At 72.4% G+C, this 21,746-nt stretch carries 16 protein-coding genes and 1 tRNA gene; 6 read left to right on the top strand and 11 right to left on the bottom strand.

The features are described 5' to 3' along the window. Positions 1-2: 2 nt before the first annotated feature. The 4 genes from ABZ948_RS08005 to ABZ948_RS07990 form a co-directional block, all read right to left on the bottom strand. Positions 3-497 (bottom strand): hypothetical protein, encoded by a 495-nt coding sequence (locus ABZ948_RS08005; protein WP_359758080.1) that lies wholly within the window; start codon positions 495-497, stop codon positions 3-5. Between the two features lie 99 nt (positions 498-596). Continuing rightward, positions 597-1,202, bottom strand: coding sequence for a lytic polysaccharide monooxygenase auxiliary activity family 9 protein (locus ABZ948_RS08000; protein WP_359758079.1), 606 nt, complete (start codon positions 1,200-1,202; stop codon positions 597-599). Between the two features lie 102 nt (positions 1,203-1,304). Continuing rightward, positions 1,305-2,426 (bottom strand): SPFH domain-containing protein, encoded by a 1,122-nt coding sequence (locus ABZ948_RS07995; protein WP_359758078.1) that lies wholly within the window; start codon positions 2,424-2,426, stop codon positions 1,305-1,307. A gap of 105 nt (positions 2,427-2,531) precedes the next feature. Next, positions 2,532-3,884 carry a peptidoglycan-binding protein gene (locus ABZ948_RS07990; protein ID WP_359758077.1) on the bottom strand — a complete coding sequence of 451 codons (1,353 nt, stop codon included), beginning with the start codon at positions 3,882-3,884 and terminating at the stop codon, positions 2,532-2,534. 199 nt (positions 3,885-4,083) lie between these two features. Here ABZ948_RS07990 and ABZ948_RS07985 point away from each other — a divergent pair. The 5 genes from ABZ948_RS07985 (at position 4,084) to ABZ948_RS07965 (ending at position 13,768) form a co-directional block, all read left to right on the top strand. Beyond that, positions 4,084-4,157 (top strand) — tRNA-Lys (locus tag ABZ948_RS07985). Positions 4,158-4,425: 268 nt separating this feature from the next. Further along, positions 4,426-5,139, top strand: coding sequence for a FadR/GntR family transcriptional regulator (locus tag ABZ948_RS07980; RefSeq protein WP_359758076.1), 714 nt, complete (start codon positions 4,426-4,428; stop codon positions 5,137-5,139). A gap of 326 nt (positions 5,140-5,465) precedes the next feature. After that, positions 5,466-7,466, top strand: a complete 2,001-nt coding sequence (locus tag ABZ948_RS07975; RefSeq protein WP_359758075.1) for a glycosyltransferase family 2 protein — start codon at positions 5,466-5,468, stop codon at positions 7,464-7,466. Next, positions 7,463-9,403: a radical copper oxidase GlxA gene (gene glxA / locus ABZ948_RS07970; protein ID WP_359758074.1), complete on the top strand. Its 1,941-nt coding sequence runs from the start codon at positions 7,463-7,465 to the stop codon at positions 9,401-9,403. Before ABZ948_RS07975 ends, glxA begins: the two co-directional genes overlap by 4 nt. Before the next feature lie 162 nt (positions 9,404-9,565). Next, a complete protein-coding gene (locus ABZ948_RS07965; protein WP_359758073.1) occupies positions 9,566-13,768 on the top strand; it encodes an nSTAND1 domain-containing NTPase in 4,203 nt (1,400 codons plus the stop codon). Here ABZ948_RS07965 and ABZ948_RS07960 read toward each other — a convergent pair. From ABZ948_RS07960 to ABZ948_RS07935, 6 genes are all read right to left on the bottom strand, one after another. Beyond that, positions 13,765-14,805 (bottom strand): glycoside hydrolase family 6 protein, encoded by a 1,041-nt coding sequence (locus ABZ948_RS07960; protein ID WP_359758072.1) that lies wholly within the window; start codon positions 14,803-14,805, stop codon positions 13,765-13,767. The two genes, ABZ948_RS07965 and ABZ948_RS07960, sit on opposite strands and share 4 nt — an antisense overlap. A 325-nt stretch (positions 14,806-15,130) precedes the next feature. Beyond that, on the bottom strand, positions 15,131-15,802 hold the full coding sequence (locus ABZ948_RS07955; protein WP_359758071.1) for a class F sortase: 672 nt from the start codon (positions 15,800-15,802) through the stop codon (positions 15,131-15,133). A 2-nt stretch (positions 15,803-15,804) separates the two neighbouring features. After that, on the bottom strand, positions 15,805-16,452 hold the full coding sequence (locus ABZ948_RS07950) for a hypothetical protein (protein ID WP_359758070.1): 648 nt from the start codon (positions 16,450-16,452) through the stop codon (positions 15,805-15,807). Between the two features lie 125 nt (positions 16,453-16,577). Beyond that, positions 16,578-17,357 carry an HAD-IIA family hydrolase gene (locus tag ABZ948_RS07945; protein WP_031113304.1) on the bottom strand — a complete coding sequence of 260 codons (780 nt, stop codon included), beginning with the start codon at positions 17,355-17,357 and terminating at the stop codon, positions 16,578-16,580. Positions 17,358-17,464: 107 nt separating this feature from the next. Beyond that, positions 17,465-18,220 carry an LPXTG cell wall anchor domain-containing protein gene (locus ABZ948_RS07940; RefSeq protein WP_359758069.1) on the bottom strand — a complete coding sequence of 252 codons (756 nt, stop codon included), beginning with the start codon at positions 18,218-18,220 and terminating at the stop codon, positions 17,465-17,467. Between the two features lie 104 nt (positions 18,221-18,324). Continuing rightward, positions 18,325-18,543 (bottom strand): hypothetical protein, encoded by a 219-nt coding sequence (locus ABZ948_RS07935; protein ID WP_359758068.1) that lies wholly within the window; start codon positions 18,541-18,543, stop codon positions 18,325-18,327. A gap of 119 nt (positions 18,544-18,662) precedes the next feature. Between ABZ948_RS07935 and ABZ948_RS07930 the strand changes: the two genes are divergently transcribed. Then, on the top strand, positions 18,663-19,586 hold the full coding sequence (locus ABZ948_RS07930) for a TetR/AcrR family transcriptional regulator (RefSeq protein ID WP_359758067.1): 924 nt from the start codon (positions 18,663-18,665) through the stop codon (positions 19,584-19,586). A 951-nt stretch (positions 19,587-20,537) separates the two neighbouring features. On the opposite strand, the gene ABZ948_RS07925 is transcribed toward ABZ948_RS07930, so the two are convergent. Beyond that, complete coding sequence (locus tag ABZ948_RS07925; protein WP_435857470.1) at positions 20,538-21,674, bottom strand: ROK family transcriptional regulator; 1,137 nt, start codon at positions 21,672-21,674, stop codon at positions 20,538-20,540. Positions 21,675-21,746 lie beyond the last annotated feature (72 nt).

Here is a 21,746-nt window from a genome sequence, read left to right as displayed (position 1 = left end):
GGTCAGGGCGCCACGGACGTCTCGCTGTCGACGCTGAAGACGAAGTCGCCGTTCGGGCCGAAGGTCTGGCTGTACGCGGTGACGAACCCGGCGCAGAAGACGACGACCACGCCGAGGAACGCCAGGATGCCGACGGTGGTCATGGCCTGCCTCGCCCGGCTCGGCGGCTGGGCCGTGGCCACGACCTGGCGGCCGTCGGTGTAGTGGACCGTGACGTAGTCGCCCTCGACGGTGGTCGCGGGGCCGCCCTCCTCCTCGAAGCGGATGACCCGGCCGTCGTGGGTGATGAACTCGTAGACGTGGTGGAGGGTGGTGCGGACCGAGGTGTCGCCGTGGCCGCCGCTCACCGTCGTGAACGCCCGCAGGCACCGGGCCTCGGCCGTCAGGCCGCTGTTCCACGCGCCCCGGATCTGCAGCCAGCGCCGGAGGACGCGGTAGGCCATGAAGACCGCCAGGGCCATGATCAGGCCGGGCACGACGTAGAAGATCAGGTGCATCGCGCGTCCCCCGAAGTCGATGCGCCGGCCCCGATCGGCCGGCGTGGGAGGAACGTACCCACGCCGGCCGCACCGGTGACTCAAGAGAACCTCAGAGGTTCAGAAGGTGACGTCCGAGCAGGCGTAGAACGCGTTGGCCGTGTCGGCGATCGTCCACACCGCGACGATGACGTGCCGTCCGCTGAGCCCGGACGGCAGCCTGCCCGTGTGGGAGAGGGTCGACGGCGGGCGCTGCCCGTTGTACGGCACCGTGAAGAACGGCGTGAGGTTGAGGTCGGACCGGGCCAGGTTGTGGTTCTGGTTCCAGCCCGGCTTGGTGATGTAGTACTTGAAGTCGGTCGTGGCGTGCATGGCCGTGAACTGCCAGCGGAACGTGTAGTTCTGGCCGCCCGTCACCTTCGTGGCGGGCCACGCGCCGCCGGACGGCGTCCGGGGTGCGCTGAGCTGGCCGAAGTGGCCGAGGCCGGCGTTGCATATCTGCCCGTCGGCGGGTCCGGAGGCCGGGAAGCCCTTCGGGCCCTCGACGCTCTGCGGTTCCCATTGGATGGCGCCGCAGTTGGCCACGGTGCCGTTCTGGCAGAGCTTCTGCCTGCTGATGGGGAGGTCGGTGTAGCCGTGGCCGCTGGCGCCGCCGGAGGAGAGTACGAGGGCTCCGGTCGTGGCCAGTCCCACCGCGACCGCGGACAACTTGGTCCTTGTACGCATGCTGCCGCTCCTGGAGAACGTGGGGGTTTCAGTGAGCTGACGTGCAGGTAGGTCTAGACCAAGTCTGAGAGTAGGGAGGTTAGTTGAACATGTCCATACCAATCACGGGGTTGTTTCCCCGCGGCCCGCGCAGAACGCCACCGTCAGGTCCTTCACCAGCACCTTCCGCTCGTAGTCGTCGAGTTCGACCAGCCCCCGCATGGTCAGCCGGGTGACCGTGTCCTCCACCGAGTCGACGACCGAGGTGAGCACGCTCGCCCGGTGCTGGGCGTCCAGCGCGGCGATCCGGCGGCGGTGCATCGCGGCGGCGACCTCCGGGGCGTACTCCACCCGGACCGGCTGCACCGAGAACACCTCCAGCCCGACCGGTGCCGCGTCGGCCGCCACCAGCCGGGTCAGCGCCTCGGCCGCAGCGTCCCCGGCGCCCTTCGCCCCGCCCGGCATCTCCACCGGCACCCGGGCCAGCGCCGCCTCCACGCACTCGCGCAGGTACGTCTCGTGGTCCTCGACCCCCAGCGTGGCCCGCGCGGTGTCCCGCACCCGCCACACCACCAGCACGACCACCCGCAGCGCGACCCCGCTCCCGTCGACCGCGGGCACCGGTTCACTGCGCCAGTGCCGCAGCCGTACGTCCACCCGGCGGCGCAGCAGCAGCGGGTTGACCCACAGCAGGCCGGAGCGCCGGACGGTCCCCCGGTAACGGCCGAACAGGTCCAGCACCCAGGCCCGCCCGGTCCGGCCCCGGGCCAGCCCGCCGAACCCGAACAGCCCGAGCGCCGCGGCTCCCGCGTACGCCGCCCACTGCACGGGGCCGAGCCCGGCCCCCGCCTGCGCGGGCAGCCGCAGCGCCTCCAGGGCGAGCTGCGGCAGCACCCCGGCCCACCAGGAGGTGGCCACGCAGCCGGCCGCCCCGCACGCCCCGGCCAGCACGCCCGCCGCACCGGGCAGCACCCGGGCCGGCCGCTCCACCAGATCGGGGTCGACCTGCGGCACGGGCCGCGGTGCAGCGGCGACCGCGCGCCGCAGGCGCGGCTGCTCCCCCGTGCCCTGCCTGCGGCTCACCACCGCGGGCTTCAGCGCCACCGTGGCCGGGTCGGGGTCGTCGCGGAACAGGAGGTGGACGGGGATCTCGGTGGTGGCCTCGTTCTGGATGAGCCGGGCGGGCCGGGCCGGCCCCTCGGCCGGTCCGTCGGGCTCGGACGTGTGGGAAGTGGTCGTACTCATGCGTGCCTCCAGCCTCCGCGCCAGATGCGTCACAGATGGTCCCCGGTGCCGGGTGCGGGACCCGCCGGAAGGGTCCGACCGGGGTTCGGGACCCGTCGGCCGGGCCTACGAGAAGAGCCGGCGCCAGGTCTCCGGCCCCGGATAGCCGTCCGCCGCGCCGCCCCGCCAGCCCTGGGTGCGCTGGAAGGCCTCGACGGCACGCCGGTCCGCCTCGCCCCAGCGCGGCCCCGGCCCGACGGTGTAGAACCTGCCGAACCCCTTGCGCACCAGCTGCCTCCCGAGCCGGGTGACGTACGCGTTGCTGGCGCCGGGCCGGAACATCGCCCGGCCCGGGTAGCCGGGGACGCCGTGCGAGGAGGGCGGGGGTCCGACGGCGCCGTCCTTCACGTCCTTGCCCCGGCCGGTGGCCAGCAGCTCCCAGGTGCGCGGCCCGGGCAGGCCGTCCGCGTCCGCGCCGGTCCAGCCCTGGGCCAGCTGGAAGGCCCGGGTCGCCCGCCGGTCCGCGTCCGTCCAGCGCGGTCCCGGACCCGAGGCGTAGGCGGCGCCGGCCCCGCGCGCGACGAGCATGCGGCCGAGCAGCGTGACGTACTTGTTGTGCGCGCCGGGGCCGAAATACGCCGCTCCCGGGTAGGGCGTGGCAGCCGGGGCGCCGGGCTTCCCGCTGTCCGGCTCGGGCTCCGGCTCCTCAGGGCTGACGCCCTTGTAGCGGTAGGGGACGTACTGGTCGGAATCGCTCCAGTACGCGTACGGGGTGGACTGCCGGCGGGTGTGCGGGCGGGTCTGCTCGTAGGCGATGTAGTAGCTGTGCGTGTAGTCCGTCCAGCCGCCGAAAATGGTGACGTGCGAGCCTTTCTCGGGGTCGGACGCATTGTGGAACAGCAGAATGTCGCCCGGCTGGAGTTCCTCCTTGGAAATCCGCTCCCCGTACTGGGCGAGACTGCCCGTCCATTCGTTCCCGGGCAGCTGCCAGGCCATCGAGACATAGCCCGAACAGTCCTGCCGGTAACCGTCGGACCAGTAGGCGGTCATGCTGTACGGCACTTTCGCGGCGACCCAGGTCTTGGCCCGTTTGATGATCTCCGCGCGAGTGATGGCGGAGGGCTTGGGGGCGGCCGCGGGTTTGGCGGGCCGGCCTCCGGGGCCATGCAGCGGGGCCTTCTCACCCTGCGGGGTCTCAGGCTCCTCACCTGCGGAAACGTCCTGGCGGTGCGAGGCGTGCGGGGCGGCGGCGGCCGGTGCGGCATGACCGGCGCCGAGTGCGGCGGACGCGACGGCGGCCAGGGCGAGGGCGATGGGGGTCCCCCCTGCTCGAGCGCAGCCGAGAGCTTGGGGGCGCGCGGCCGGGTGGGCGGTGGTGCGGCCGGCCGGGGAATGCGGCAGGACGCGGCGCCAGTGGACGCAGCCGGGGCAGTCGCAGTCGCTCGCGGGGTCGATTTCCTCGAATACCGGAGACTCCATGCGATTCCCCTCACACTTCCGGCGGAAAATGCGGCACCCGTGCACGTCCGGGCGCGCGTCGTCAGTTTCGCAACTGTCTTCCGCACGCGCATGCTGACGGTCCGAATGATGTACGCGGGGGCCATCCGGGGGCCGCCCCGGGCCCGGGCCGGTGGTCGGGAGCACCTCCGGGCGTCCTGTAGAGTGACGACGTCAGCAGGCGCCGCTAGCTCAGTTGGTTAGAGCAGCTGACTCTTAATCAGCGGGTCCGGGGTTCGAGTCCCTGGCGGCGCACGATGACGATGGCGAGGCGTGTTCGCGGAAAGCGCGAACCACCTCGCCATCTCTGTTATTGCGCGGCTTCGCCGCGCGTCGTGGGGGCTCCGCCCCCCACACCCCCTCCCCTCGGCGTCACAGCGCCCCGGGACCGAAGCGCGGCGTGGCTCGATCGCACCGACCGGAAGGCCCCTCGCGGAAGCGAGGGGCCTTTTGCGTTCCCGCGTGTCTCCCTTGTGTGGCCGGAACCCGGCCCACCGTGCGATTGGCCGGATACCCTCTCGCCATGGCAGCGCGTGACCTCCAGGAGCGGATCAAGAAGCTCATCATCGACCGCCGGCTGGCCTCCGGGGCCCCGCTGCCGACCGAGCCCGAGCTGATGGAGTACCTCGGCGCGAGCCGGAACTCGGTGCGGGAGGCGCTGAAGGCGCTCCAGGCCATGGGCATCGTGGAGATCCGGCACGGGTTCGGGACGTACGTCGGCCCGATGTCACTCGCACCGATGATCGAGGGCCTCGCCTTCCGCACGGTCGCCGGGCACTACCGGGGCGAGGACTCCCTGCTCCAGCTGCTCGAACTCCGGGAGGCCGTGGAGACGGGGCTCGTCTCCCGGCTCGCGGGGCGGATACCGCGCGCGGACCTCGTTGAACTGGACGCGCTCGTCGACCGTATGGAAGAGCAGGCCGCGCGCGGAGCCGGCCTCGCCGAGACCGACCGGGCCTTCCACGCCACCCTCTACCGGGGGCTGGACAACGTGCTGCTGAGCGAGGTCCTGGAAGCCTTCTGGGACGCCTTCCACCGGGTCCGCACGGACCTCGGGGGTGAGCCGCAGGACCCGAAGGTGACCTGCCGGCAGCACCGGGAGATCCTCGACGCGGTCCGGTCCGGCGACTCGATGCGGGCGGAGGATGCCATACGAGAGCACTTCGGCAACATCCGCGCCCGCCTGTCCACACCGGCTCCACAGAGTCCCCACACCCGCCACAATGAACGCGTATGACCGGTAAACACCGCGTTTCGCATCTTGCGATCATGATGAACGCCGTAGAACCCTGGTTATCTGGTTTTTCAAGATGCTGCGGTTTCGCGGCAGTTGGGGGGATTCGGAGCCGGTTGCGGATCGAGCGGGGGTAGGGGCCCCGTTCATGAAGCGATGCCGAGGGGGGCATCATGCAACCGGAAGGTCGCGTTGCCGTGTCTATAGGGTGTGGATGACGTGGTGACAGCGACCCACCACTGATACGTCTGTGAAGGTCGAGGGGGACCTGTCGCAGACGGTAGGAAGCGACGAAACACGCGGCTGTTCCGCGTGTGGGGGGATGACTCATGACGTCGAGGCCGACGGGCGCCCGGCAGGACCACGACCCGTCCCAGACCACCCAGCTCAGGGTGCCGGCGCATCGGATGAGCACCACGGGGACGTTCCGGCGGATCAAGAAGACGCTGCCGAGATACGACTACGAGCATTACAGCCGGCTCGCGGGTCCCCTCACCCAGCCCGATCCGGGCAAGCCGTACAAGGTGCAGTACCGCTCGCTGATCTCGCAGGAGCCGCACCGCATCCGGGTCGCCCTGATGCTGGCCGCGGCCCCGGTGCTGTCCCTGGTGCTGCTGTTCTGGCTGCTGCAGCCCGAGCACTGGACCGAGCGCGACTACCCGGCCTTCGACTGGCTGCCGGCGCTCGACGTCGTCATGCTCGTCTCGATCGGCCTGATCGAGTTCTTCCGCTGCATGAACGTGCTGTCCAACGCGCACGCCACGCTGGTCGCCCGCGACCCGATCCCGGTGGTGCCCGAGGTCGGCACCAGAGTGGCCTTCCTCACCTCCTTCGTGCCCGGCAAGGAGCCGCTGGAGATGGTGACGAAGACGCTCGAGGCCGCGGTGAAGATCCGCCACCGGGGCCTCATGCACGTGTGGCTGCTCGACGAGGGCGACGACCCCGAGGTGAAGGCGGTCTGCGAGCGCCTGGGCGTGCACCACTTCTCCCGCAAGGGCGTCGCGAAGTGGAACCAGGCCAAGGGCCCGCACCGCGCCAAGACCAAGCACGGCAACTACAACGCCTGGCTGGAAGCCCACGGCGACGACTACGACTTCTTCGCCTCGGTCGACACCGACCACGTGCCGCTGCCCAACTACCTGGAGCGGATGCTCGGCTTCTTCCGCGACCCGGACGTCGGCTTCGTCATCGGCCCGCAGGTCTACGGCAACTACGACAACCCCATCACCAAGGCCGCCGAGTCGCAGCAGTTCCTCTTCCACGCGCTGATCCAGCGCGCCGGCAACCGCTACGGCTCCCCGATGTTCGTCGGCACCTCCAACGCCGTGCGCATCAAGGCGCTGAAGCAGATCGGCGGCCTGTACGACTCGATCACCGAGGACATGGCGACCGGCTTCGAGATGCACCGCCACAAGAACCCGGCGACGGGGAAGAAGTGGCGCTCGGTGTACACGCCGGACGTGCTCGCGGTCGGTGAGGGCCCGAGCGCCTGGACGGACTTCTTCACCCAGCAGATGCGCTGGTCGCGAGGGACGTACGAGACGATCATCGGGCAGTACTGGAAGGGCTGGTACTCGCTGCCGCCGAGCAAGCTCTTCAACTACACCATGATGATCATCTTCTACCCGATGTCGGCCCTGAACTGGATCCTGGCGGCGCTCAGCTGTGCGCTGTTCCTGGGCCTGGGCGCCTCGGGTGTGAACATCGACCCGGCGGTCTGGCTGATGCTCTACGGCAACGCCTCCGCCCTGCAGATCGGCCTGTACGTCTGGAACCGCCGGCACAACGTCTCGCCGCACGAGCCGGAGGGCTCCGGCGGTGTGGCCGGCATGGTGATGTCCGCGCTGTCGGCGCCGCTGTACGCGAAGGCGCTGATCGACTCGGTGCTGCGGCGCAAGAGCAAGTTCGTGGTCACCCCCAAGGGCGATTCGGCGAGCCCGGACCGCTGGTTCGGCACGTTCCGCTACCACTGGTACTTCATCCTGATCTTCGCCGCCTCGATCGCGGCGGGCTTCGTCTTCGGCAACTCCCACCCCGCGATGATCATCTGGGCGACGTTCGCGCTGCTGATCACCGCCTCGCCGATCTTCGCCTGGCGCTGGCAGCTGCGGCAGGAGGCGAAGAAGCCCGGCCGCCACGCCGCGGAGCAGCCTCAGGACCCTGCCGGGCCGCACCGGACGCAGCCGCTGCCCATCCCGCAGCAGCAGGCGCCGCACGCCCCGCAGAACAAGCCCAGTTGGGCCGCCACCCCTGGCGGCAACGGGGAGGTCGGGGGAACCGACCAGACCATGCAGATCGCCCTTGGTGGACTTGGGGGACGTAAGGAATGAACGACCGTGCAGGCCGCCGCCGGGCCCGTCGACTCGCGATCGGCACGGCGGTGGTACTCGCGCTGGCCGGGATGAACGGGCCGTGGCTCTACCGCTTCAGCACCGAGAAATACCACCAGTACAAGATCAACCAGCCGGAGTACAAGGCCGCGAACGGCAAGTGGGAGATCATCGAGTTTCCCGAGGAGTACCGGCAGAACACGATCCACGCGGCGCTGCTGCGCACCGGCAAGGTGCTGCTCGTCGCGGGGTCGGGCAACAACCAGGAGAACTTCGACGCGAAGAGGTTCGACACCCGGATCTGGGACCCGGTCAAGGGCACGATCAAGAAGGTCCCCACGCCCAGCGACCTGTTCTGCACCGGCCACACCCAGCTCGCCAACGGCAACCTGCTGATCGCGGGCGGCACCAAGCGGTACGAGAAGCTCAAGGGTGACGTCACCAAGGCCGGCGGCCTGATGATCGTCCACAACGAGAACCCGGACAAGCCGATCACGCTGCCCGCCGGCACGAAGTTCACCGGCAAGGAGAACGGCAAGACCTTCGTCTCCAAGGACCCGGTGCTCGTGCCGCGCGCCAAGAAGGTCTTCGACAAGGCGACCGGCAAGTTCCTGCGCAACGACCCCGGCCTCGGCCGGATCTACGTCGAGGCGCAGAAGCGGGGCAAGAAGTTCGAGACGGGCACGCAGGACAACTACCGCGTGCACGGCCTGGACGGCGCCGACGCGCGCAACACCTACGGCATCGCGCAGAAGCTCGCCCTGGACAAGAAGGACTTCCAGGGGATCCGGGACGCCTTCGAGTTCGACCCCGTGGCCGAGAAGTACATCAAGGTCGACCCGATGAAGGAGGCCCGCTGGTACCCGACGCTCACCACCCTGAGCGACGGGAGGATCCTCAGCGTCTCCGGCCTCGACGACATCGGCCAGCTGGTCCCGGGCAAGAACGAGATCTTCGACCCGAAGACCAAGAAGTGGACCTACACCGACGAGGTCCGGCAGTTCCCGACCTACCCGGCGCTGTTCCTCATGCAGAACGGCAAGGTCTTCTACTCGGGCTCCAACGCGGGCTACGGTCCGGACAACGTGGGCCGCGACCCCGGCGTCTGGGACGTGGACACCAACAAGTTCACCAAGGTCCCCGGGCTGAGCGACCCCAAGCTGATGGAGACCTCCGGCACGGTGCTGCTGCCGCCGGCGCAGGACGAGAAGTACATGGTGATCGGCGGCGGTGGCGTCGGCGAGTCCCAGCAGTCCAGCGAGAAGACCCGGATCGTCGACCTGAAGGACGACGACCCGCGCTTCGTCGACGGCCCCTCGCTCGACAAGGGCACGCGCTACCCGAACGCCTCGATCCTGCCCGACGACAGCGTGCTGATCTCCGGCGGCTCGGAGGACTACCGGGGCCGCGGCGACTCCAACATCTTCGAGGCGCGGCTGTACGACACGGAGAAGAACGAGCTCAAGCGGGTCGCCGACCCGCTGGTGGGCCGCAACTACCACTCCGGGTCGATCCTGCTGCCCGACGGGCGCGTGATGTTCTTCGGCTCCGACTCGCTGTACGCCGACAAGGCCAACACCAAGCCGGGCAAGTTCGAGCAGCGCATCGAGATCTACACCCCGCCGTACCTCTACGGCGACGGGGACCGGCCCTCGCTGGCGGGTGGGCCGCAGACCATCGAGCGCGGCGGGACGGGGACGTTCACCTCGTCGGACGCGGCGAAGGTCAAGAAGGTCCGGCTGATCCGGCCGAGCGCCGCCACGCACGTCACGGACGTCGACCAGCGGTCCATCGCGCTGGACTTCGAGGCCTCCGGCGACAAGCTGACGGTGACCATGCCGGAGAACCGGAACCTGGTCCAGGCGGGCTGGTACATGCTGTTCGTGACGGACGACCGGGGGACGCCGAGCAAGGCGCAGTGGGTCAAGGTGCCCTAGACGTCGATCGGTTGGGGCGCTCTCCGGTGTGGAGGGCGCCCCTTTCGCATGTCTTCCCGCGAGGGCCGTTGACGGGAAACGGGCTTGACCTGCACACGGCACGTGGTGTGCTCTCGGTACGAGATCGGCACGTGTGGTCAACGGTGGCGGGGGAAACGGGAGATGACCGAGTCGACCACGTCGGGTCCGGTGGCCCAGGAGGTCCTGGCGGCCGCGACCGTCCAGGTCATGGGCGCGGACGGGCACATCGGCGGCCTGGGGGCGGTCATCGCGCCCACCCTGGTGCTGACCTGCGCCCATGTCGTGCTGGACGCGCTGGGTCTGCCGGAGCGGTGGGAGGAGCGGCCCGACGGGCTCGTGCGCGTCACCCTCGTCCTCCGGGAGGGCGAGTCGGTGGAGGCCGTCGTACGCGACTGGGTGCCGGTGCGCGCGAACGGCACCGGGGACGTGGCCGTCCTGTCGCTGACCCGTCCGCTGCCCGAGGCCCGGCCCGTCGTCATGGTGGCGCCCCGGGACGTCTGGGACCACCCGGCCATCGTTTTCGGACTGCCCAGGGACGACACGGGCGGCGGCTGGCACACCGCCCGGCTGCGTGCCCGCACCGGCACGGGCCGCCTGCAGATGTCCCCGCTCGACGGCCAGACGGACCCGATCCAGCCCGGCTTCAGCGGCGCCGCCGTGTGGGACGACGAGCTCGGTGCCGTCGTCGGCATCGTCGCCTCGATCTCACCGGCGCACCGGGGGCAGAGCTTCTGCATCCCGACCCGCACGATCCTCGACGAACTGCCCCGCCTGGCCGAACTCCTCGCGCCCTCCTCCCCCTTCCCCGGACTGCGCCCGTACACCGAGGAGCACAGCGCGCACTTCTTCGGCCGGGACGAGGACGTCGACGCCGTCACCGGCCTGCTGTGCCCGCACGGGACGCCCGAGGGCTGCGTGACCCTGACCGGCCCGTCCGGCTCCGGCAAGTCCTCCCTCCTCATGGCGGGCGTGCTGCCCCGTCTGAAGGAACGGGACGTGGAGGTCGTCACCCTGCGCGCGGAGGGCCGTCTGCCGGACGCCGCCTCGGTCGGGGCGGCCCTGCGGGAGCACCGGTCCGCTCCCGGGCTCGTGCTGGCCGTCGACCAGGCGGAGGCGCTGCTGCTGCGTCCCGAGGAGGAGATGCGTGCCCTGGTGGACGCGCTCCTCGACGCCGCCCGCCACCCCGGGGTGGGCGTCCTGGTGGCGCTGCGTACGGACTTCCAGGACGCGGCCCTGCGCCACCCGGAGCTGAGCCGTCTGGTCGGCGGGGCGCCCGCGCACCAGCTGGGCCTGATGACCCGTGAGCAGCTCACCGAGGTGGTCCGGCTGCCGCTGCGGGCCTTTCCGGGGGTGGAGTACGACAGCGGCCTGGCCGACCGGCTCATCGAGGACGCGGCGGGCCGCCCCGGCGCCCTGCCGCTGCTCGGCTTCGTCCTGACCACCCTGTGGGACCGGCAGGTCGGCGGCCGGCTCCGCCTCGGCACCTACCGTGAACTGGGCGGGCTCGGCGGGGTGCTGAGCAGCCGGGCCGACTCGGCGTGGCAGCGGGCGCTGCGCGGGGCGACGCCGGAGGCCGCGACCGGGCTGCTGCGGGCGCTGGTCCAGGTGCCGCCCGGCAGCGGCACGGCCCTGCGCGCCCGGCTCGCCCGACGTGACGCGGGTGAGGAGCGGTGGGCGATCGCCCGCGAGCTCGCCGAGGCCAGGGTCCTCGTCCTCGGCGCGGACCCCGAGCGGGGCGAGACGGTCGAGCTGGCCCACGAGGCGCTCATCGAGCACTGGCAGCCGCTGGCCGAGCAGGTGGAGAACGACCGTACGTTCCTGACCTGGCGCGGCGAACTCCGCTACGACCGGGCCCGCTGGTGGCGGGCCGGGCGGCCGGACGGGCTGCTGCTGGAGGATCCGGCGCTGCCGGTGGCGGAGCGGTGGCTCGCGGAGCGCCCGGGTGAACTGACTGACGAGGACCGGGAGTTCATCGAGGCCGGTGTCCGGCTGCGGGAGCGCAAGGCGGCCGAGGCCGCGAGATCCGAGCGCCGGAAGCGGTATCTGCGGATGCTGTGGGCCGTCGTCACCGTGCTGGCCGTGGTGGCGGCGGCCGTGGTGTCCGTGCTGTATCTGAACCTGCTGACGGAGCAGCGGCGGCTGGCCTCGGACCGGCTGGCGCAGCAGGCCGCGAGTCTCGACGGCACGTCCCTGACGGTCTCCTCGCTGTACACGGTCGGGGCGTACCGGGCGGAGGCCCGGCCGGACGCCCGTTCCGCGCTGCTGGCGCAGTACTTGCGGTTGCAGGACGTGGAGCGGGTGGTGATGGAGGGGCGTCATGAGGTCGAGGACGTGGCGCTCACGGAGGACGGCACGTTCGCTTACGCCGTGCTGGCCAACGGCGACTTCGTGAAAATGGACCTGCGCGGCACGGCCCGGCCCAAGCCCGTCAAGTTCACGAAGCGAAGCAACAACGAACGTATCGCCATCTCACCCGACGGCCGGACCGTGGCCCGGGCGACCGACTGGGGCGTGATCTCCCTCGGGGTGCCGTCGTCCTCGGATGTCCCGCGGCTCATCACCCTGCGGGAAGGCGAGGCGGTCGACAAGAATCCGCGCGGAGTCCACGACCTGCGTTTCGACGGGGACGGGAAGCGGATCCTCGCCGCGATTCCCCGCGAGGGCGTGCTCGTGTGGAACGCGGAGGACGGCCGCCGCACGGGCCGTACGCTCGTCCCGCCGAAGGACTGGGACGCGGCACAGGCCTGGTTCGCCGCGGACGGCACGGTGGTGGCGCGGATCGTGCCCAAGGACGCCGCCGTGGACGACGTGCGGGGCCGGCTGGTCTCCTGGCAGTTCGAAAGCGGCACGCTGAACCGCCCCTGGGGCGAGCAGGCCACGGCCTCCGCGACGGTCAGCGGCAACGGCGCCGTCCTGGTCACCTGCACGACCCAAGGGGTGCTCGAAGCATGGCGGCTGGGTTCATCGCCCGAGCGGTTCCGGAACTGGCACAACAGCGGCTTCCAGGGGTTGTGCCCGCTCAACACGCCCCGGCTCGACGCCTCGGGTCGCTACCTCGTCAACCCCACCGGCCGTATCGGCACGGACCTCGGCCGGATGCGGTTCCTCGTCGTCGACCTGGAGAAGGGCTGGCCGGCCACGTTCGACGCGCCCGCCGCCGCTCCGGAGGACCAGAACGTCACCGGGAGGGCGAACTTCCCCGCGGTCGCGCTCGCCGGGCCTCCCGGTGACCTGCGCGCGGCCGTCGCGGTCGGCGGCAGCATCGTCACCGTACGGGTCCGGCCGCCCACCTCGTTCGACACCAACGCCCTGCTCAACCGCATCCGCACACCGGACGGGCCGAGCGGCAGGATGGCCGTCATCGACTCCAAGGGCACCGGCCTCCAGCTGTGGAACCTGGCCGACCACCGTCTCCTCGCGACCGCGCGTCCGTCCCGGCCGCTGGCCCGTATGTACGCGGCCTTCAGCCCGGACGGACGGCGGATGCTGACCATCGCCCAGGACGAGCGGACGGTCCTCGTCTGGCGGATCGAGGGCAGCTCCCTCAGGGAGGAGCACGTCCTCGAACTGCCCGCCCCGGAGGGCCTCACGGCTTCCGGCCCGGACCCCACCACAGGGCTCGTCCCGTCCTGGATCAACCTGAGCTTCTCCGACGACGACCATGCCGTGATCTCGGGACTGTCGTACGTCTCCCGCTGGCGGCTCGACACCGGCAAGCCGGACGGTGAGACCTACCAGCCCAGGGCCCAGGCAGCCGAGCAGCTCGCCAACGAAGCCGCGGGCACCTTCGCCACCGCCGTCCCCGGCAGACCGCAGGCACTGGTGCGCACGCTGGACGAGGTCGGGGTCTGGGACTTCACCACCGGCGAGTTCACGAAGTGGTTCGAGAAGGATCCCAAGGACGGACGCGACCGGCCGATCCGTTCCTTCAGCCTCTCCCCCGACGGAAAGCTGCTCGCCGTGCAGTATTCCGGCGGCTCGGTGCACCTGTGGGACGTGCGGAAGAAGGTCTGGAAACAGACCCTCACCAGAAACGGCGTCTACTATCTCGGCCGCTTCCTCGGCAACCGCGGGCTCCACACCACCACCGCCGCCGGCGAACAAGTCGTCTGGGACGTGACCGACCGCCAGGACACCTACCGCTACTACGTCGGCTACGGCTCGGCCCTCTCCCCGAGCACCGACGGCAGGCACCTGACCATCATCGACGGGTCACGGACCTCCGTGATCCCCTTCGACCCCGAGCGATGGGCCGACCGCCTGTGCGCCCTCGCGCAGCGGGAACTGAACGAGGACGAGAGGAATCTGGCGGTCGACCCCGACCAGGTCGAGGACGTCTGCTAGGAGCTGGCCTTCGCCAGCTTCAGCGCGTAGTCCGCCCACCACTGGCCCGCCTTGGGGCCGCCCTTGCACTCGCCGTCCGACTCGCCGGGCCGCTTGACCCACAGGTAGGCGTCGACCAGCGGGTCGGCCGTCTTCGTCGTCGGGGTCTCGCCGAGGGCGCGGCCGGGCGGGTTGCACCAGCGCTCGTCCGGGTTGCCCTCGGTGTACGGGCCCTTGCCGTTGCGGCTGGTGTCGATGACGAAGTGCTTGCCGCCGACCTTGGCGGAGAGCTGCTTGCCGTAGGCGATGGAGTCCTCGGTGGAGTAGAAGTTCGAGACGTTCACCGAGAAGCCGTCGGCCTGGGCGATGCCCGCGCGGTTCAGCGGCTCGAAGATCTGGTCGGGGTTCTGCCAGCCGGCGTTGCCCGCGTCGAGGTAGACCTTCGTGTTCTTCAGGGACTTCAGCTTGCCGACGGCGCCCTTGAGGAGGTCGTAGCGCTCCTCGTGGAACTGCTCCGGGGTGCAGCCGTCCACGAGGTGGAGCAGCGCGTCCGGTTCGAGAACGACCGTGGCGGAGCGGTCGCCGATGCCCGCCGCCACGCCGTCGACCCACTCGCGGTAGGCGTTGCCGTCGGCGGCGCCGCCCTGGGAGTACTGGCCGCAGTCGCGGTGCGGGATGTTGTAGAGGACGAGCAGGGCCGTACGGCCGGCCTTGTCGGCGGCCTCGGTGAAGCCCCGGGTCTGCTCCTGGGGGTTGTCCGGGCCGATCCACTCGGCGACCGGCTGCTCGGCGATCTTGCGGATCTCCTCGGCGTCCTGCTCCTTGCCGGACTTCTCCAGGGCGGCGACCTGCCGGGCCGCGGTGCCGTCCGGGTTGACCCAGAACGGGGCGGTCTCCTTGGGCTGTTGGGTGATCCCGGCGCCTGAATCAGCGGCGCTCTTGTCCGGTTCGTCTCCCCCGCCGTCCGAGGAACACCCCGTGATCAGCAGTGCCGCCCCCAGCACCACTGCGGACATCCGCCTCCCCGCGGACGCCCCTTCCCCCCTGCTGCCGTACATCCAACTCCCCCTTGGGTGCACCGTTCCAAGTCTCAATCCTGACATACGTCCCGCTGCACCCACGAGCCGAACCCGACCTGCGCGGATGACGCAGAGCCACCGTATCGGGACTTGGCGTTATTCAACCTCTAGGCCCGGGCGGCCCTTTGGTTCTAGAGTCTTCTCAGCCGGGCCCGGGCTCCGGCCAGAGATTCACCCACCGTGCTCCCGCGGCCTCCCGCGCAGCTCGCCGGGTTACTCCCGCAGCCCGTGCGCGCGCGGTCGAGGACCGGCCCGGTCGGCGGCTTCAGGGGGAGCGGGCCGTCGACCGGGCTGGGTGGGCGCCTCACAGGCCGGTCCCCGTCAGGTACGCCGACACCACCACGTTCGCCGTGTAGCTGCGGGTCGCGCGGTCGAAGCTGCCGCCGCAGGTGACCAGCCGCAGCTCGGCCCGGCCCGACTGGCGCGGGCCGTACGCCTGGTGGGCGTCGAAGCGGTCACGGGTGAGGACCTGGACCGACTCGACGGTGAACTCGGCGACCTTGGCGTCGGCCCGGATCACCCGGATCGTCTGGCCCGGCCGCATGGCGCTGACCTTGTAGAAGACGGCCGGGCGGGTGTCGGTGTCGACGTGGCCGACCAGCAGCGCGGTGCCGGGCGCCCCGGGGGCCACGCCGCCCGCGTACCAGCCGACCACGCCCGGCTGGTCGTACGGCGGCGGGTCGAGCGCCCCGCGCGCGTCCAGGCCGCGCGCCACGATGGGTGCCTGGACGCCGAGCCCGGGGATGTCGACGCGCTGCGGCAGCGCGTCGGTGAGGGGGCGGTGGGCGGGGGGCAGCTTCACGTCCGGGGGCCGGCCGGCCGCCGCCATGTCGCCGGTGGTGGGGGCGGAGATGCCGTGCCGTACGTCGGTGACCTCGCGGCCCCACAGCCACAGCCCGAGCAGCAGCACGACCCAGGCGACGCCGGCCAGCAGGCGGCCGGTGCCCACGGAGAACCTCTGTTCCTGGTCGGACATGGTCAGTCCGTTCCGCGGCTCCGGCGGACACCGCCCAGCGCGACGACCACCGCGGCCACTCCCGCGAGCACCAGGCCGGTCACACCCTGGGCCGTGCCCGGCCCGGCCCCGCGTTCCTCGGCGGCGACCAGGTCGGCGGCGCCCCCGCCGCCCGCCCGCACGGGAGCGACGGGGGAGGCGTGCGGACCCGGCGGCACGGACGCCTCGGGCCCGGACGATTCGTCGCCGGCTCCCGGTGCGGCCGACTGCCCGTCGGCCCCGGCTGCGGCGGCGGCCGACTGTCCGGCGGCGCCCGGAACGGCGCGCCGCCGGTCGCCGTCCCGGACCGTGAGCGTGCCGGTTCGTTCGGCGTCCCCGCAGGTGACCTTCACGGCGTACGTCCCCGCCGTGAGCGTGGAGCGGACCCGGCTCTCGCCGGTCAGCTCGCGCGCGCCGTCGGTGACGGTGAGCCGGGCGTCCGCGACGAACGCCGCCGACGCGGCGACGGCCGTCCGCTGCGCGCAGCCGGTCACCCGGAGGGCGACGTCACTGCCGGGCGCGGGGGTCGCCGGGAACACCGAGACGCCCCCCGTGTCCGCCGCGTACGCCACCGGTGTCAGGGCGGCCGCGGCCAGGACGGTCGTGCAGAGAGTGACTCTCAGGGAACCCATCGTGAACCTCCAGACGCCTGGAGCCTCCCCCGCGCGGTCGCCCGCCGCATCCGCAGGGACGCGGCGGCTACTCCGTACGGGTGACGACGGGTTTGAGTCCCGGGACGCGTCCGCCGGGGCCGGGGTCAGACCCGGTCGACCAGGTCCGCGATCGAGTCCACGACCTGCGACGGCCGGTACGGGAAGCCGTCGACCTGGTCGGGCCGGGTCAGGCCGGTGAGCACCAGGAACGTCTGCATCCCGGCCTCCATGCCGGCCAGCACGTCGGTGTCCATGCGGTCGCCGATCATCGCGCTGGTCTCGGAGTGCGCCCCGATGGCGTTCAGTCCGGTCCGCATCATCAGCGGGTTCGGCTTTCCGGCGAAGTACGGCTTCTTGCCGGTGGCCTGGGTGATCAGCGCGGCCACCGCGCCGGTCGCGGGCAGCGGGCCCTCGGTGGACGGGCCGGTCTCGTCGGGGTTGGTGCAGATGAAGCGGGCGCCGCCGAGGATGAGCCGGACCGCCTTCGTCATGGCCTCGAAGGAGTACGTGCGGGTCTCGCCGAGCACGACGTAGTCCGGCTCGTGGTCGGTCAGGATGTAGCCGATGTCGTGCAGCGCGGTGGTCAGCCCGGCCTCGCCGATGACGTACGCCGAGCCGCCCGGCCGCTGGTCGTCCAGGAACTGGGCCGTGGCCAGGGCCGAGGTCCAGATGCTCTCGATCGGCACCTCCAGGCCCATGCGGCGCAGCCGGGCGTGCAGGTCGCGCGGGGTGTAGATCGAGTTGTTGGTGAGCACCAGGAAGGGCTTCCCGGACTCGCGCAGCTTCTTCAGGAAGGCGTCGGCGCCGGGGATCGGCACGCCCTCGTGGATGAGCACCCCGTCCATGTCGGTGAGCCACGACTCGATGGGCTTGCGGTCTGCCATGTGCGGGATCTCCCTGCCGTACGCGGTCCTGCGTCGCCCCAGCCTAAACAGTGGCGGGATCTTGCGGAATGGGCCGCTCACGGCATTCCGACAGGCGGGACGGCGGTTCAGTGACGGCGGCGCGCGAGGAGCAGTGCCCCGCCTCCGGCGAGCAGCAGGGCCGCGGCGACCGCGGCGATCTGGCCGCCGGTTCCGGTGCGGGCCAGTTCCTCGGCGAAGGGGAACCGGTCCTCGCGGGGCGGGGCGGTGGCGTCGCCCTCAGGCACGGTGCCGGTGCCGCCGTCGTCCCCCGTCCCGCCGCCCTCGATACGGAACCGGTAGTCGTCGGACTGCCCCACCCAGTCACCGTCGTCGTCGTGCCGCTGTACGACGGCCGCGTTCGCGGTGACGTCGTTGGCCACGGCGTCCGAGGTGACCGCGAGCCGCACCTTCACGGTGACGGTCCTGCCGGGGCCGACGGTGAACCCGCCGAAGCCGCCCGCGTCGTCCGCGAACGCCCCGACGAGTTCGTCCTCGCCGGTCTTCTCGAACCGCACGGGGCGGGCCCGGGCCCCCTCGAAGAACTCCAGCCGCGGCTGGGACGGCTCCATGGCGCGCCGGTCGTCGACGAGCACGACGACGGGGTGGATGCCGGAGCAGGTCCGGTCGGTCGTGTTGGTCAGATCGAGGTACCAGGTCCCGAAGCCGCCCCCGGCCGTATAGGAGTCCGGCCCGCCGTGGATGCGGGTGGTGAGCGGGAAGGTGTGGTCGTCGGGCGCGGCGCAGGCGGGCGCCGGGTCGTCCGCGTACGCCGGATGAGCACCAGTGAGCAGGACGGCGGCGGTCGCCGCCAGGCAGAGGCGAGCGGGCGTGCAGAGTCGCATGGATCTGAGACCTTGCCGGAACGGAAGGACCCCGCGCGGATGTCGCCGCAAACAGGCCCGAACGGCGGCGCGGATCCGCCCGGTCGGCGGACAGCTTCCAGGCCCTAGCGACGCCCGAGGGCCTTCGCGCGGGAGTGGGCCCAGCCGGTCAGGGCGGCGCCGGTGGCGGTGAGGGCCGCGTAGGTCAGCAGCAGCGGGCCGAAGCCGCCGGGAAGGTCGCCCAGCAGGCCCCGATCCCCGTGGTCGACGAGGAGCCGGACGAGCGCCTGGGCGCAGACGACCAGCACCACCATGCCGAGGACTTGCAGGAGGTCGTACTTCATGGTCTTCCTTTCGCGAGGAGTGACGTTACGAACGTATCAATGGCCGGAGATGAATTCCCCTACCACAGGGGCTAATCCTCTACTTACGTCACACTTTCTCGTCGCGCTATCGTGAAGGCGTGCGTGACGAAAAGAGGTGCCCGGTGTGCGGCGCGCGGCTGGTCCGCCCGGAGCGGGGGCGTCCGCCCGTCTACTGCTCCCGGAGCTGTCAGGCCCGGGCCTACCGCCGGCGCCGGCAGCCGCTGCCCGAGCCGGGCACACCGCCGGTGTCCCGGCCGACGGACGTCCGGGCGCGGCAGCGGCTGCGGATCGCCGAGGCGGTGTGGCGCATCGCGGCCGGGCAGGGCCTGGAGGCCGCGAGCATGCGCAGGATCGCGGCCGAGGCGAGGGTGTCGCTGCGGGTCGTGCAGTACCACTTCGACTCCAAGCACGCCCTCCTCGTGGACGCGCTGCGCCTGCTGCACGAGGAGAACGAGCGGCTGGCCCGGGCGCGCATCCCGTACGACATGACGGACCCGTGCGCCCTGCTGCGGGCGGTGCTGGACGAGTTCCTGCCGCTGGACGACCAGCGCGCCTTCGCCCTGCGCGTGTTCACGGCGTACTACGCGCGAAGCCTGACCGATCCCGCGCTCGCGGCGGTCTTCCTGGCCGCCGAGCAGCCGCTGGAACGGCTCGTCGCGGACATCATCGGCGTGGCCGAGGCAGCCGGGGCGACGGCACCGGGCATCGACCGGACACACGAGGCGGACCTCCTGGTGTCGGGGGCCGTCGGGCTGGGCCTGGACGTCCTGCACGACCGCCGTTCCCTCCCGGACGTGCGGAGGGTGCTGGATTACCACCTGGCCAGGATCTTCCCGGCCGGGGCGGGCGGGGGTGCCGGGGCCGGCCCCGGGGCGGGTGCGGGAGCCGACTCGGGGGCGGGCGAGCGTGCGGGAGCCGGCCCGGGGGCGGGCGAGGGTGCGGGAGCCGGCCCGGGGGCGGGCGAGGGTGCGGGAGCCGGCCCGCGGGCGGGCAAGGGTGCAGGAGCCGGCCCGGGGCGGTGACCAGGACGGGGACGGCCTAGAACCCCGGCACCGGCCCGGGGCAGCGACTGAGGCGGAGGGGCCACGGCGCCGACACCGGCCGGGGGCGGGCGGGGGTGCCGGGGCCGGCCCGCGGGCGGGCAAGGGTGCGGGAGCCGGCCCGGGGGCGGTGACCAGGACGGGGACGGCCTAGAACCCCGACACCGGCCCGGGGCAGCGACTGAGGCGGAGGGGCCACGGCGCCGACACCGGCCGGGGGCGGGCGGGGGTGCCGGGGTCGGCCCCGGGGCGGGTGCGGGAGCCGACTCGGGGGCGGGCAAGGGTGCGGGAGCCGGCCCGGGGACGGCGACCAGGACGGGGACGGCCCAGAACCCCGACATCGGCCCGGGGCAGCGACTGAGGCGGAGGGGCCACAGCGCCGACACCGGCCGGGGCGGGCGAGGGTGCCGGAGCCGGCCCGCGGGCGGGCAAGGGTGCGGGAGCCGGCCCGGGGGCGGTGACCGGGACGGGGACGGCCCAGAACCCCGACACCGGCCCGGGGCAGCGACTGAGGCGGAGGGGTCACAGCGCCGGCACCGGCCGGGGACGGGCGAGGGTGCCGGAGCCGGCCCGGGGGCGGTGACCGGGACGGGGACGGGGACGGCCCAGAACCCCGGCACCGGCCCGGGGCAGCGACCGGGGCACGGCGCCCCGCCCAGGGCGTCGATGTGTGACCGGGTGCCGCAGGGCACCCCGCCCAGGACTCGGGCAGGCGGCCCGCATGCCCCGACCACGACACCAACACCCCGGCCGGAAAACCCCACCACGGCGCCCGATGTGTGACCCGGATGCCGCACGGCACCCCGCCCAGGGCCCGGGCAGGCGGCCCGCATGCCCCGACCAAGACACCAACACCCCGGCCGGACACCCCCACCACGGCGCCGACGTGTGACCCGGATGCCGCTCCGCCGCCGCCCACCCCCGACAGACGCCTCAGCCGACCCCGCGCCCGAACACCGGCCCCAGCACCAGCTGAGCCGCCCCCGCCGCCACGGTCCCTCCGCCGCCGGGGGCGAGTCGTACCGGCACGGCGTCCTGGCCCGTCCGCCGGGCCCGGTCCCCCAGCACCGCGCCGACACCGCGCACGAACGCCTCCGGAGCCGCGGCCACCGTACGGCCGCCGAGGAGGACGACGTCGATGTCGAGCAGGCCGACCAGGTTCGCCGCCCCGGCGCCCAGCACCCGCGCCGCCTCCTCCAGGTCGCCGCGCGCCACCGCGCCGAGGCACAGCGCCTCGACGCAGCCCCGGTCGCCGCAGGTGCACGGCGGGCCGTCCAGCTGGATGACTTGATGGCCGAACTCCCCCGCCCCGGTCCGGGCCCCCCGGTGCACGCGTCCGCCGATCACCAGCCCGGCCCCCAGCCCCGTACCGAGGTGCAGGTAGGCGAAGGAGCCGCCCTCACCCGCGGCGGCCAGGCCGAGCGCGGCCGCGTTGGTGTCCTTGTCGACCACGACCGGCACCCCGAGCCGGCCCGTCAGCGCCTCCCGCAGCGGAAAGCCGTCCCACTCGGGGAATCCGGTCACGCGGTGCAGCACGCCCCGGGCGTGGTCGAGCGGCCCGGGCAGCGCGACGCCCGCCCCGAGCGGGGCGGCCCGGCCGAGCCCGGTGGGCAGCACCTCGGCCACCGTCTCCCGCACCGCCCCCAGGACGGCCTCCGCTCCCGCCCCCAGGTCCAGCACGGCCCGCCGCTCGCCCACCACCGTCCCCCGCAGGTCCACGAGGACGGCCCGCACCTCGTCCCGGTCCAGATGGACCCCGACCGCGTGCCCCGCCTCGGGCACCAGCCGCAGCACCGTGCGCGGCTTGCCTCCCGTGGAGGCCCGCCGGCCCGCCTCCGCCGCGAGCCCGTCCTCCCGCAGCCGGGCCGTGATCTTGCTGACGGCCTGCGGGGTGAGACCGGTCCGCTCGGCGAGTTCGAGCCGGCTGATGCCGTCGGCACCGGCGGTCCGCAGCAGGTCGAGCACCAGCGCGGTGTTGTGGCTGCGCAGGGCGAGCAGGTTCGCCCCGCCCCTGGCCCCACCCCCACCCCCGCTGCCACTGCTGCTGCCGGTGACGCGCATGCCCTTCATCCCGCCCTTGCCGTCGTCCGCCCTGTTCACGCCCCCATTGTCCCCGGCGCTTGCACTTTGGCAACAGCGTTG

It is taken from the genome of Streptomyces olindensis, assembly GCF_040645895.1.
GTDB lineage: Bacteria > Actinomycetota > Actinomycetes > Streptomycetales > Streptomycetaceae > Streptomyces > Streptomyces olindensis.
This window is presented reverse-complemented; position numbering and strand designations above follow the sequence as displayed.